General features: G+C 66.8%; 15 protein-coding genes. 3 read left to right on the top strand and 12 right to left on the bottom strand.

Annotated features, from left to right (window positions below; all coding sequences use genetic code 11):
• Nucleotides 1-27: 27 nt before the first annotated feature.
• The 11 genes from C8N38_RS11050 to C8N38_RS11095 all read right to left on the bottom strand — a co-directional run bounded on the left by C8N38_RS11050 (nucleotide 28) and on the right by C8N38_RS11095 (nucleotide 9,074).
• Nucleotides 28-897 (bottom strand): urea carboxylase-associated family protein, encoded by an 870-nt coding sequence (locus C8N38_RS11050; protein WP_245895682.1) that lies wholly within the window; start codon nucleotides 895-897, stop codon nucleotides 28-30.
• Nucleotides 894-2,087, bottom strand: a complete 1,194-nt coding sequence (locus tag C8N38_RS11055; RefSeq protein ID WP_108027238.1) for a hypothetical protein — start codon at nucleotides 2,085-2,087, stop codon at nucleotides 894-896. The genes C8N38_RS11050 and C8N38_RS11055 overlap by 4 nt, the downstream gene beginning before the upstream one ends.
• Before the next feature lie 10 nt (nucleotides 2,088-2,097).
• Nucleotides 2,098-2,877: a succinate dehydrogenase iron-sulfur subunit gene (locus C8N38_RS11060; RefSeq protein WP_108027239.1), complete on the bottom strand. Its 780-nt coding sequence runs from the start codon at nucleotides 2,875-2,877 to the stop codon at nucleotides 2,098-2,100.
• Nucleotides 2,878-3,050: 173 nt separating this feature from the next.
• Nucleotides 3,051-4,856 (bottom strand): succinate dehydrogenase flavoprotein subunit, encoded by a 1,806-nt coding sequence (gene sdhA / locus C8N38_RS11065; protein WP_108027240.1) that lies wholly within the window; start codon nucleotides 4,854-4,856, stop codon nucleotides 3,051-3,053.
• Nucleotides 4,857-4,877: 21 nt separating this feature from the next.
• Entirely contained in the window at nucleotides 4,878-5,249 is a 372-nt protein-coding gene (sdhD, locus tag C8N38_RS11070) for a succinate dehydrogenase, hydrophobic membrane anchor protein (RefSeq protein WP_108027241.1), read from the bottom strand.
• 14 nt (nucleotides 5,250-5,263) lie between these two features.
• Nucleotides 5,264-5,656 carry a succinate dehydrogenase, cytochrome b556 subunit gene (sdhC, locus tag C8N38_RS11075; protein ID WP_108027242.1) on the bottom strand — a complete coding sequence of 131 codons (393 nt, stop codon included), beginning with the start codon at nucleotides 5,654-5,656 and terminating at the stop codon, nucleotides 5,264-5,266.
• 148 nt (nucleotides 5,657-5,804) lie between these two features.
• Nucleotides 5,805-6,329, bottom strand: a complete 525-nt coding sequence (locus tag C8N38_RS21120; RefSeq protein ID WP_146176257.1) for a hypothetical protein — start codon at nucleotides 6,327-6,329, stop codon at nucleotides 5,805-5,807.
• A gap of 80 nt (nucleotides 6,330-6,409) precedes the next feature.
• The gene (locus C8N38_RS11080) at nucleotides 6,410-7,444 is read right to left on the bottom strand and encodes a MaoC family dehydratase (protein ID WP_108027243.1); all 1,035 of its coding nucleotides are present in this window, start codon (nucleotides 7,442-7,444) and stop codon (nucleotides 6,410-6,412) included.
• Nucleotides 7,445-7,447: 3 nt separating this feature from the next.
• Entirely contained in the window at nucleotides 7,448-7,651 is a 204-nt protein-coding gene (locus C8N38_RS11085) for a DUF1737 domain-containing protein (RefSeq protein ID WP_108027244.1), read from the bottom strand.
• Nucleotides 7,651-8,217: an NnrU family protein gene (locus C8N38_RS11090; protein ID WP_108027245.1), complete on the bottom strand. Its 567-nt coding sequence runs from the start codon at nucleotides 8,215-8,217 to the stop codon at nucleotides 7,651-7,653. Before C8N38_RS11090 ends, C8N38_RS11085 begins: the two co-directional genes overlap by 1 nt.
• On the bottom strand, nucleotides 8,217-9,074 hold the full coding sequence (locus C8N38_RS11095; protein ID WP_108027246.1) for an HpcH/HpaI aldolase/citrate lyase family protein: 858 nt from the start codon (nucleotides 9,072-9,074) through the stop codon (nucleotides 8,217-8,219). The genes C8N38_RS11090 and C8N38_RS11095 overlap by 1 nt, the downstream gene beginning before the upstream one ends.
• 193 nt (nucleotides 9,075-9,267) lie before the next feature.
• On the opposite strand from C8N38_RS11095, the gene C8N38_RS11100 reads away from it, so the two are divergent.
• Entirely contained in the window at nucleotides 9,268-9,633 is a 366-nt protein-coding gene (locus C8N38_RS11100; protein ID WP_108027247.1) for a hypothetical protein, read from the top strand.
• A 10-nt stretch (nucleotides 9,634-9,643) separates the two neighbouring features.
• Here the strand turns inward: C8N38_RS11100 and C8N38_RS11105 are convergent, their stop codons facing one another.
• Nucleotides 9,644-10,399 carry a sulfite exporter TauE/SafE family protein gene (locus C8N38_RS11105; protein WP_425440038.1) on the bottom strand — a complete coding sequence of 252 codons (756 nt, stop codon included), beginning with the start codon at nucleotides 10,397-10,399 and terminating at the stop codon, nucleotides 9,644-9,646.
• Nucleotides 10,400-10,588: 189 nt separating this feature from the next.
• Between C8N38_RS11105 and mdh the strand changes: the two genes are divergently transcribed.
• Entirely contained in the window at nucleotides 10,589-11,551 is a 963-nt protein-coding gene (gene mdh / locus C8N38_RS11110) for a malate dehydrogenase (protein WP_108027249.1), read from the top strand.
• Nucleotides 11,535-12,404, top strand: coding sequence for a putative nucleotide-diphospho-sugar transferase (locus C8N38_RS11115; RefSeq protein WP_108027250.1), 870 nt, complete (start codon nucleotides 11,535-11,537; stop codon nucleotides 12,402-12,404). Before mdh ends, C8N38_RS11115 begins: the two co-directional genes overlap by 17 nt.
• Nucleotides 12,405-12,555 lie beyond the last annotated feature (151 nt).

The raw sequence follows: 12,555 nt of genomic DNA on the forward strand, positions 1-12,555 counted from the left end.
GCTTGGGTATTTAGGCCAAGAAGAAGATTAGAGCCCGTGCGAGCGGTCGTAGGGCGCGGGCGTGGGCGGGGTCCAGCCGTCGAGCGCGCCGGGGGCCGGAGCGAAGATCTCGACGCCCAGCGGATGGCAGCGCGCTTGGTCCGTCGAATTGCCGCTGCAATCGCCCCAGGGGCAGGCGCTGAGCGCGCAAAGCAGGTCGATCTCGGCGAAGAGATCAAGGTGGTCGCCCGGCCGGACAGGGCTTGCCTTGGTGAAATAGCGGTGGGTGTCGCGGGTGAAGCCCGTGCACATGAAGACGTTCAGCACGTCATGGATATGGGGCTCGGCCGCCGCCGGGCTGAGGCCTGTTTCAGCGGCGAGCGCCCGGATCAGGTTCGAATGGCAGCAGCGGTGGAAGGGCGCGCCGCCGAGGCGGCCATTGGTATAGGGATCGCAGCGTGTGCCGATCACGTCATGGACGCCCGCACCGTCGGCATCGAAGCCGTACCAGCCCAGACTGTCGGCGATGACGGTGGCCATCGGGCGTAGATGCGGGAAGCTCGACCAGAGCCGGTCGCCGGTGCCGACATGCGTGCCATGCAGCGCGCGGGTCTTGCCGGAATAGAACCGCTCGGACAGGTCATGGGCGTTCCAGAGGTTCAGATCGCCGACCTGCGGCCCCTCGATGCAGGAAATCCGCAGCACATGGCCCGCCGGAACGCGGAAGGCGCGGGCGTCGCGGGCAGGGATCTCGAGTTGTGCGACCCCGGTCATGCCAGCACGGAGCCGGTCATAAAGTGGCATCGGCGGCGCGGGCAGGCTTTCAGGCGGATAGCAGACGACCGGGGCCGCAGCCCGGCGCTCGGCGGCATAGCGTGGGGGCTCTTTCGGCATCCGGGGCTCTGCTGTCTGGGTCATTCGACCGGGCGACCGAGAAACGCGATGGCGAGCCCCAGCACGGCAAGGGCCGCAAAGCCCGCGGCGCGGCCGCCCTGCCCCGCCCGGCGCGCAGCCAGCGTCGCGATTACGGCTTCCAGCGCGTAATAAAGCGCGAAAGCCCGCGAGGCATAGGAGATGATCGCAAAGACATCCGCCGTCCAGGTCAGCCCGATGCCCGCCGCAACCAGAACCGCATAGGCCGCGCGGTTGCCGACAAGCCCTTTCGAGCGTTCCGCGACCAGCCCGCCCGCGCCGGTCGTGTCGGCGACCGAGGCGCTGAACTGGGCGGCCAGCGCCGCCACCGTCAGCACCAGCGGCAGAAGCGGCGAGACCGTCGCGGTCAGGCCGATGATGGCGGTATCGTCGAGCGCGCCCGTGCCCGGTGCAAAGCACAGCACCAGGAGCGTGACATAGACGAGATAGATCGCGGTCGAGACATATTGCGCGCCCCGCATGGATCGGATCCTGAGATCGGCGTCATATTCGGCGCCAAGATAGCGCGAGGTCTCGAAGCCCTGCACTGTCACGATCAGGCCGAAGAACAGCGTCAGCGCGGCCCAGGGGCTCACGCTGGCGGGCGTCAGCACCGGGCCGGTCGTGGCGGCCGTCTCGCCGAAGAAAAGCCCGAGCCCGACCAGAAGCCCGCAGATTGCCGCAAGGTTCAGGCTGACCGCGTATTTCTCGAGCCCTTCCAGCGCCTCGAACCCTCGGGTCACGCCCACCCCGAGGATCAGCAGGAAGACCGCGGTGGTCACGATCCGGGCGTTGAGGGGCGCGTCGAAGGGCGTCAAGCGGACCGCGAAGGCGCCCAGAAGGTTCAGGTAATAGGCAACCGAGATGACGTAGGAAAACGCCAGCGTCCAGCCCGCCGCGGTTTCCGCGAGGGCGCCGAGGCGGCCGGGCGGGTTGCCATGGGCCCCGGCCGCGATGCTGTAGCGGATCGCGCCGCCGAAGCCCAGGGCGATCAGCGCCAGGGCCGCCATCGCCGCGGGCGACCAGATCCCGAGGCTCTGGTTCAGGATCGGTCCCAGCACCAGGAAGCCCGAGCCGATGATCGAGGCAAGCGGCGTCACCATCGCCCGCCAGAACCGCCAGCGCCGCATCGGCGGCGACAGGACCAGAAGCAGGCCTGCCGCCGCCGTGCCGAGGATCAGGATATCGCGCAGCACCGGGCGCGCGTCAGACCGTCCGCTCGACCATCATCTTCTTGATCGAGGCGATGGCCTTGGCCGGGTTCAGCCCCTTGGGGCAGGTCTTGGTGCAGTTCATGATGGTGTGGCAGCGATAAAGCTTGAACGGATCTTCCAGCGAATCCAGACGCTCGCCCGTGGCCTCGTCGCGGCTGTCGATGATCCAGCGATAGGCGTGCAGCAAGGCTGCCGGCCCCAGATACTTGTCGCCATTCCACCAGTAGGACGGGCAGGAGGTCGAGCAGCTGGCGCACATGATGCATTCGTAAAGCCCGTCGAGCTTCTTGCGGTCCTCGATGGACTGGCGCCATTCCTTGGCGGGCGTGTTCGACTTGGTTTCGAGCCAGGGCATGACGCTGGCATGCTGGGCGTAGAAATGGGTGAGGTCGGGCACGAGGTCCTTGACCACCGGCATGTGCGGCAGCGGGTAGATCTTCACGTCGCCCGTGATTTCGTCCATGCCGCGGGTACAGGCCAGCGTGTTCACCCCGTCGATGTTCATCGCGCAGGACCCGCAGATGCCTTCGCGGCAGGACCGGCGGAAGGTCAGGGTCGGGTCGATCTCGTTCTTGATCTTGATCAGCGCGTCCAGAACCATAGGTCCGCAGGTGTCGAGATCGACGAAATAGGTATCTACCCGCGGGTTCTCGCCGGTATCCGGGTCCCAGCGATAGATGCGGAAGGTGCGGATATTGGTGGCACCCTGCGGCTTCGGCCAGGTCTTGCCGGTCTTCACGACCGAATTCTTGGGAAGCGTGAGTTCAACCATGGGTTCAACCTTTCTTGGCTAGACGCACAGGCGTTCGGTCTGGGGACCGCCGCGCCGGACAACGGGCGCAGGGCGGCCAACAAGGGGCGTGGGGACCCGAGCCTTGGCCCCCGAATGCCGGATCGCGTCGGGCCACACCGTCGGCGTAAGGCTCGGCCCGACCATCCCCCGGCTCAGTAGACGCGCGCCTTGGGCGCGATCTTCTTCAGGTCGATGCCGCCATCCTCGGTCCGGGTCAGCGGGTCGAGATGCACCGGCCGGTAGGTCAGATCGACCGACGCGCCGTCAACGCGCGACAGCGAGTGCTTGCGCCAGTTGGCATCGTCGCGATCGGGATAGTCCTCGTGGGCATGGGCGCCACGGCTTTCCTTGCGCGCCTCGGCCGCGACCACGGTGGCCAGCGCATTCGGCATCAGGTTGGTCAGCTCCAGCGTTTCCATCAGGTCCGAGTTCCAGATCATCGAGCGGTCCGATACCTTGATGTCATCGAGCTTGCCCGCGACCGCGGTCATCTTCTCGACACCGTCGGCCAGCGACTTGTCGGTCCGGAAGACGGCCGCGTCGGCCTGCATCGTCTTCTGCATCTCCAGCCGCAGCTCGGCCGTCGTGACCGTGCCCTTCGCGTGGCGCAGCCCGTCCATCCGGCCCAGCGCCTTGTCGATCGAGGCCTTAGACGGCAGCGGCACCGCGGTCGAGGGATCGACGATCTGCCCCGCGCGGATCGCGGCCGCCCGGCCGAAGACCACGAGGTCGATCAGCGAGTTCGACCCGAGCCGGTTCGCGCCATGGACTGAGGCGCAGCCCGCCTCGCCCACCGCCATCAGGCCCGGCGCCACGCGGTCGGGATCGCCCTCGACCGGGTTCAGCACCTCGCCCCAGTAGTTCGTGGGAATGCCGCCCATGTTGTAATGCACCGTCGGCAGAACCGGGATCGGCTCCTTGGTGACATCGACACCGGCGAAGATCTTGGCGCTTTCGGAGATGCCCGGCAGGCGCTCGGCAAGCGTCTCGGGCGGCAGGTGGCTGAGGTTCAGGTGGATATGATCCTTGTTCGCGCCCACACCCCGGCCCTCGCGGATCTCGATGGTCATGCAGCGCGACACGACATCGCGCGAGGCCAGATCCTTGTAGGTCGGCGCGTAGCGTTCCATGAACCGCTCGCCTTCCGAGTTGGTCAGATAACCGCCCTCGCCGCGCGCCCCCTCGGTGATGAGGCAGCCCGAACCGTAGATGCCGGTCGGGTGGAACTGCACGAACTCCATGTCCTGCAGCGGCAGACCGGCCCGCGCGACCATGCCGCCGCCATCGCCGGTGCAGGTATGCGCCGAGGTGGCCGAGAAATAGGCGCGCCCGTAGCCGCCGGTCGCCAGAACCACCATCTTGGCGGCAAAGACATGCAGCGTGCCGTCATCGAGCTTCCAGGCCAGCACGCCCTGGCACTGCCCGTCCTCGGACATCAGAAGGTCGATGGCGAAGTATTCGATGAAGAACTCGGCCTTTTCCTTGAGGCTCTGGCCGTACAGCGTGTGAAGGATCGCATGGCCGGTGCGGTCGGCCGCGGCACAGGTGCGCTGCACCGGCGGGCCTTCGCCGAATTCGGTCGTATGGCCGCCGAACGGGCGCTGGTAGATCTTGCCCGCCTCGGTGCGCGAGAAGGGCACGCCGTAATGTTCCAGCTCGTAGACCGCCTTGGGCGCCTCGCGGACGAGATATTCCATCGCGTCGGTATCGCCCAGCCAGTCCGACCCCTTGACGGTGTCGTACATGTGCCATTGCCAGTTGTCGGGCCCCATGTTGCCCAGGCTTGCGGCGATGCCGCCCTGGGCTGCCACCGTATGCGACCGGGTCGGGAAGACCTTGGTCACGCAGGCGGTGCGGAGGCCCTGTTCGGCCATGCCCAGCGTGGCGCGCAGACCGGCGCCGCCGGCCCCAACAACCACCACGTCGTAGTCATGCGTCTCGTATTCGTAAGCGGCCATGAACCCTGCTCTCCGTTAGCTTCAGATCGCGATCCGGACGATCGCGTAAAGGCCCGCCGCCATCACCAGGTAGCTCAGGCAGATCACGGTCCACAGCATGACCTTGCGGGTCATGCCGCCCCAGTAGTCCTCGATCATCATCTGCGCGCCGCGGCGGAAATGCAGCATGCCGGCCGCGATGGTCAGACCCACGATCACCGCGGGGAACGGCTGCGACAGGGTGGCGACGACCTCTTCATAGGGCGCGCCCAGAGAGGTCCCGACGATGAAGACGAAGAAAGGGATCAGAAGGGTCAGACCGACGCCGCTGACATTCATGTACCAGTGGTGTTCGGTGCCTGCCTTCGACGCGCCGAGCCCTTCGGCACGCTTTCGGTCGGTGAGATAGCGCATTTCGCGGGCCTCCTTCAGAAGATCCACAGGGTCAGGACGGTCAGGACGGTCAGCACGCCGGACCCGAAGATCACGATCCAGCCGAGCTTTTCGGCGGTTTCGAGTTCAAGCCCGTAGCCGTTGTCCCAGATGACGTGACGGATCCCGGCCAGCGTGTGATACCAGAGCGCCCAGAGCGAGCCGAACATCACCAGATTGCCCAGCCACGAGGTCAGCACCCAGTCCGCGCGGGCGAAGGCTTCGGGCCCGGTGCCGGCAGCGATCAGCCACCACACGATCAGCACCGCGCCGAGAATGAGCGCGTTGCCGGTCACGCGGGTGAAGATCGACGTCACCGACGTGATCTGCGGACGGTAGATCTGAAGATGGGGGGAAAGCGGGCGGTTTCCCCGTTCGATGTCAGCCATGGGGTCCCTCTCGTGCTGGGGGTCTGCTGTGGGGCGATGTGATACCGTTTTTTGAGGCGGAGTCACGGTGTGAACGCCGAATTGCGCATGTTTTTCCGCTGCGACCGCGAAAAAATGATGTTTGTGATCACGGCTTGAGGGGTCGTGATCACGCTTTCAGATCGGTTCCTTGTGATCCGACAGGCAACGCCACCGAAGGCGGTACCCGACGCTTGGCACCTGCCGCACCAGCAGCAACCGGCAGATGTCGCCCCCGCTTTCGTAGCCGAGGAACTTGCCGACCCCCAGCCGGTAGGCCTTTCCGTCGAAGACCAGGACGACATGCCCTGCCCCGTCGCTCTGGACCGCCGCTCTGGACCGTCAGCGGGATGATCCGGCCGTCGCTGGCCTCGACCTCCCAGGCCTGAAGCGCGGGCAGGTCGAAGACGCCGAAACTCACATGGGCGATCACGGCGGTCGCGTCGTCCAGCGGCCGGGCCGCCACGGCCGCCACCCGCGTCGCCTCGGTCACGATGGCCGCCCGCGCCGCGAGGTCGGTCGTGTCGCCGACGATCCGGGTCAGCTGGGCCACGGCCTCTGCGGCGGTCCGGGGCACCGGGTCGTGCAGGACGTCGAAGCCCCCAAGCCCCAGAAGACCCATGGTCGCGGCACCGCCAACGAAGGTTCCGATCAATGCAAGCCTGTTCAACATCCGCGCAAAGCAAAACGAGGGCCAGAAGACCCTCGCAGCCTAGCACGAACCGGCGGTCTTCCCTAGACCGGCATCAGCGCCCAGTAATCGAGATCCAGCAGCACCTCGGGGCGGTACTTGCCATCCTCGCCGCGCAGCGCGCCGGGCTCGCCGCCCGCCTTGACCGCCACCAGCCGCAGCCGGATCGCGCCGACGCCCGGTGCCGACGTCTCGGCCTTGTCCAGCACCTCGGACCAGGCACGGACGGTATCGCCCGCGAAACAGGGGTTGGCATGGGCCCCGCCGTTCAGCCCGACGATCATCTGCGCATTGGCCAGCCCGTTGAAGGACAGCGCACGCGCCAGGCTGATGACATGACCACCATAGATCAGCCGCCTGCCATCCTCGCGGAACGTGGCGTCGAAATGCACCTTGGCGGTGTTCTGCCAAAGCCGCGTGGCCTGCATGTGTTCGGCCTCCTCGACGGTCACCCCGTCGACATGGTCGATGACCTCGCCGATCTCGTAATCGGCCAGCCGGTGCGGCTCGCCCGCCAGGGTGAAATCATAGCCGGTGAAATCGAGCCCCTCGGGCAGCACCAGATCGCTTGCCGCGACAACCTCGGCCAGGTCGGGCACGACGGTTTCGGGCGCCGGGGCGTCCGTGTCGCGCTTGCGCACCATCACCCAGCGCACATAGTCGAGCACCAGTTCGTCGCGCTGGTTCAGCCCCCGGGTCCTAACCCAGACCACGCCCGACTTGCCGTTCGAGTTCTGTTTGAGCCCGATCACCTCGGATTGCGACCGAAGCGTATCGCCCGCCCGCACCGGCCGGTGCCAGCGCCCCTCGGCATAGCCCAGATTGGCCACCGCGTTCAGCGAGATATCGGGCACCGTCTTGCCAAAGACCGTATGAAACGCGATCAGATCGTCCAGCGGGGCCACGCCCAGACCGCAAGCGGCCGCGAAGGCATCCGAGGAATAAAGCGCATGCCGCGCCGGATACAGCGCGTGATACAGCGCGCGCTCGCCCCCCGACAGGGTGCGCGGCACGGCATGGGCGATCACTTGCCCCACCGCGTAATCCTCGAAGAAACGACCCGGATTGGTCTTGGCCATGGCTCAGAGCTCTCCCAGTTTCAGGTCGGGGGCGTAATCGCCCTCGACATCCTTCACCACCGCCTGGGCACAGCGCATCTTGCCGGTCGCGGGGTCGTGGGCATAGGCGGGCGAGCCGTAAAGCGCCCAGCCCTGCGCCAGAGCCGCCGTCACCTTGTGGCAAAAGGCCGAGGTATCCTCCTCGGTCAGCAGGCGGTAGGCTTGCATCACGACGCCATCGGCAGCGGCATCACGCCTGCCCAGATGTGCAGAAGGATGATGACGACATAAAGCGCGACCGCGATCCCCGCGAGCCGCAGGTCGCCTTTTAGCGTGCCGCCGGTATAGCGGGTGACACCCTTCTCGGTCTTGTTGATCAGCACGATCTCGGCCACCGCCCAGGCACCCAGACCGCCGAACAGGATGATCGAGGCAAGGTCCCAGTTGACCAGCAGATGCGCCACCGCCCAGGTGATGAAGCCATAGAGCATCGGATGGCGGAACCATTGCCGCGCGTGGCTTTTCGAACTGCCAACCCCGAAGAGCGCGACCGCACCCAGCATCAGCGTGTTGTTGACGTGGATCAGCCAGGACGGCCCGGCAAAGCGCTGCGGCAGCCCGGCGGACTGGTAGCCGATCACCATCAGCACGACCGAAACGACCAGCGGCACCGCGAAGAGCGCCTTCGACGCCACGCCCAGCTTGTCGTCCAGCATCGCGCGGACGCCCGGGAAGAGCCGCTTGAAGAGATGCGCAAAGCTCCAGAGAGCCACGCCGAGGATAAGAAGAAACATCAGACCGCCTCCAGTTCTGCAATCGCGGCCGCCTTGGCCAGCGTCTCTCTGGCCGTAACGATATGCAGATTCTCGACAATGCGGCCATCTACCACGGCGACACCCTGTCCGGCGCGCTCGGCCTCTTCGAAAGCGGCGATCTGGCGGCGGGCCAGGTCGATCTCGGACTCGGTGGGGGCGAAGGCGGCATTGGCGATGGCGACCTGTGCCGGGTGGATCAGGGTCTTGCCGTCAAAGCCCAGATCGCGGCCCTGATCGCATTCGGCCTGCAGCCCGGCCTCGTCCTTGAAGGCGTTGTAGACCCCGTCGACCGCGACAATGCCATGGGCGCGCGCGGCCAGCAGGCAGTGGGTCAGGCTGCCCATCAGCGCCAGCCGGTCGGGCCGGAACCGGCAGCCCAGCTCCTTGGCCAGATCGTTGGTGCCCATGACAAAGCCCTCGAGCCGCGGATGCGCGGCCAGCGCGGCGGCATTCAGGATGCCCTTGGGCGTCTCCATCATCGCCCAGAGCGGCACATCGGGGATCGCGGCCGCCAGATCGTCCAGCTGGGCCGTGGTCTCGACCTTGGGCAGCAGCACCGCATCGGCCCCGGCCCCCGCAATGGCAGCCACATCGTCCCGGCCCCAGGGCGTGTCAAAGCCGTTCACCCGCACGATCTTGAACCGGCCGCCATAGCCGCCCGCCGTCAGCGTCTCAGCCAGCAGGGTCCGCGCCGCGGGTTTTTCCTCGACTGCGACCGCGTCCTCGAGATCGAAGATGATCGCGTCGACCGGCAGGCCCCGCGCCTTGTCAAGCGCGCGGTCCTTGGAACCGGGAATATACAGCACCGAACGGAAGGGGCGGGCGCGCGGGTCCATTGATTCTCCTCCGGAGTCATTTTGTTGCGCAAACCAACACGCGAGAGTCAGAATGCGCAACCCCTTTTGCGCCGCACCGCAGAAAATGCAACGCGCGCCCCGCTAGGGCGGTCTTGGCGAAGCTCACGCAATCCTGTGCGCAAGCGAGTGTTTCCGTCCGTCCCAGGCCCAGCTTCCGCGAAAGGAGCCCGCCATGCGCGCCCCCCTGCCCCTTTGCCGTCCCCTGTCCGACCGCCCCGCACTTGCACTGGCGGCGGCACTGGTCGTCTGGCCCGTGCTTGCACTGCCCGTCCCGGCCGGGGCGCAAACCCAGGTTCAGTCCCAGGCCCAGCGCCAATGCGGCCCGCGCGAGGGCATCCTGTCCCAGCTGCGCGACCGCTATGGCGAGTCGCGTCAGGCGATAGGCCTGGCCGCCAACAATGCGGTGGTCGAGGTCTTCGCCAATACCCAGACCGGGACCTGGACCGTCACCGGCACCTTTGCCAACGGCCTGACCTGCCTGATCGCCAGCGGCGGGTCCTTCGAGGCGCTGGACGAGCCCTCGGGCCAGGGGCTTTAGACGCGGCGCCTCAGGTCAGTCCGTCCCACAGTAGCTTCGCCCCGGTCAGCGTCAGCGCGACATAGGTGATGCCGAAGAACCAGCGCTCCGGCACCAGCCGGTGCGCCCGCACCCCCAGCCAGACGCCCAGGATCGCGACCGGCGCCAGCAGCAGCACTGCGAGCCACGTATCGGCGGTGAAGATACCGAGAAAGGCGTAGGGGCCGAACTTCAGCAGGTTGATCGCCCAGAAGACCAGCACCGTGGTCGCCTGGAACGTGGTCTTGTCCAGCCGTTGCGACAGCAGGTAGACGGCGACCGGCGGCCCTCCGGCATGGCTGACGAAGCTGGTGAACCCGGCCACGGCACCTGAAATCACCCCGGCAGGCCGCCCGAAGGGCTTTTCCCGCGCCGGGATCAGCTTCATCTTGACCGCCAGCTGGAACCCCACGAAGCCCAGCGCCACCAGCCCGATCAGCACCCGGAAGACATCCGGGTCGGTCAGGTGGAAGACCGCCGCCGCCAGCGCGATGCCCGGCACCGCGCCCAGGATCAGCACCCGCGCCGCCCCCCCGTCCCAGCGCCGCCAGTAGGGCCTGAGCGCGGTCACATCCATCAGCATCAAAAGCGGCAGCGTCACCCCCAGCGCCACCGCCGGGCCCAGAATCACGACCATCACCGCCGAACCGGCGAAAGCCACCCCGCCGCCGAAGCCGCCTTTCGAGAGGCCCGCGAACAGGATCGCCGGGATCGTGACGGCAAAGAAGAACGGATCGAAGTCGATCACGGCAGGGACCTCCGGGCTTCGGAACAGGCAGGAACGGGTCTTGCCCGCCCTTCTTGCCCGCCGGTCTAGCCCATCGGCGCGCCCTGCGGAACCGTCTGGACAGGTCTGCTGCATTGCGGCAGCCTTGCGCCGAAGGCGCCAAAGGACTAGGCATCGCGCCGGAACCAACCAATCGGGGAACATTCAGACATGGCCAGACCCAAGATCGCTCTCATCGGCGCGGGGCAGATCGGCGGCACGCTCGCCCATCTCGCCGCGATCAAGGAACTGGGCGACGTCGTTCTTTTCGACATCGCCGATGGGGTGCCCCAGGGCAAGGCGCTCGACATCGCCGAATCCGGTCCCTCCGAAGGCTTCGATGCGGCGCTGAAGGGCACGACCGATTACGCCGACATCGCGGGCGCCGATGTCTGCATCGTGACCGCCGGCGTGCCGCGCAAGCCGGGCATGAGCCGCGACGACCTTCTGGGCATCAACCTCAAGGTCATGAAATCGGTCGGCGAAGGCATCCGCGACAACGCCCCGAACGCCTTCGTGATCTGCATCACCAACCCGCTCGACGCGATGGTCTGGGCGCTGCAGCAATATTCGGGCCTTCCGGCCGAGAAGGTCGTCGGCATGGCCGGCGTTCTCGACAGCGCCCGTTTCCGCCACTTCCTCAGCCTCGAGTTCAATGTCTCGATGAAGGACGTGACCGCCTTCGTGCTGGGCGGCCATGGCGACACCATGGTGCCGCTGACCCGCTACTCGACCGTCGGCGGCGTCCCGCTGCCCGATCTGGTGCAGATGGGCTGGACCACCCAGGACAAGCTCGACGCGATCGTGCAGCGCACCCGTGACGGCGGCGCCGAGATCGTCGGCCTGCTGAAGACCGGGTCGGCCTATTACGCCCCCGCCACCTCGGCGATCGAGATGGCCGAAGCCTATCTGAAGGACCAGAAGCGCCTGCTGCCCTGCGCGGCCTGGGTCGACGGCGCCCTCGGGCTCAAGGGCCTTTACGTGGGCGTGCCGACCGTGATCGGTGCCGGCGGCATCGAACGCGTGGTCGACATCAAGCTCGACAAGCCCGAGCAGGAGATGTTCGACAAGTCGGTCGACGCCGTGCGCGGCCTGGTCGAGGCCTGCAAGGCCATCGATGACAGCCTCGCCTGAGCCTCTCGCCGCCGACTGGCGCACCGAAATCGACTACGCCGCAGATGACTGCGGCGTAGTTCTTTCTGCGTCGGGTGATGTCTATATCCGGCTCGCCGAACAGGCGGCGGCCTCGGTCCGGGCCACCAATCCCGGCCTGAGGGTCGATCTTTTCTGCGACGGCGAGCCCACGCCCGGCGTCTTCGACGAGGTGCATGTGCTCTCGCGGTCGTTCTTCCGGCCGAAATTCGAGGCAGCACTCAGATCGCGGTTCCAGCGGACGCTGCTGATCGACGTCGACCTCGTGCTGACCGCCGATGTCAGCGACATGTTCTGGGTGCTGAACAAGTACGATCTGGCCGCCTGCCAGGTGCAGAACCGCAACCAGCGCTTTGCCAACCGGTTCTGGCGGCGCAGCTTTCCCAATGCCTTCCCGCAGATGAACGGCGGCGTCATCGCCTTCCGCCGCAACGAGAAGACGACGCGCTTCTTCGAGGACTGGCAATATCTCGTGGCCGAGGTCCGCAAGGGCGGCGCCGATCAGCCGGTGCTGCGCGAACTGTTGTGGGAAAGCGATCTGACGGTGCATGTGCTGCCCGAGGAATACAACCTCCGCAAGCACGAGCGGCTTTACACCAGCAACTGGACCGTCCCCGCGCCGCGTATCCTGCACAGCCAGCGCTTCGTACGCAACGCCAAGGCGGGCAAGGATATTTCTCCGCGCGGCGTCTACGGCTGGCCGTTCATGGCGCTGCTGCGCAACCAGATCCGCGGCGACAAGCAGCTGACCTCGGACGGCGAGCGCGCCGACACCCGCCTTGGCGCGGGCCTCCGCCGGCGTCTCTTCGGCGGGGCATCCCGCACGTCCTCCTGACCGGATCCGGCTCGCCGATCCGCGCACAGACCCTGTGAGCGGCTGCCGGATTACGGCGGCCGCCCCAGCCCCCATATCCCCGCCACAAATCCGCCGGAACACCTTCCTGCCGGCCTTTACGGACCCACGAGCCAAGGCCAAGGGACAGCTC

The sequence above is a fragment of the Rhodovulum kholense genome (assembly GCF_003053725.1).
Classification (GTDB): domain Bacteria; phylum Pseudomonadota; class Alphaproteobacteria; order Rhodobacterales; family Rhodobacteraceae; genus Rhodovulum; species Rhodovulum kholense.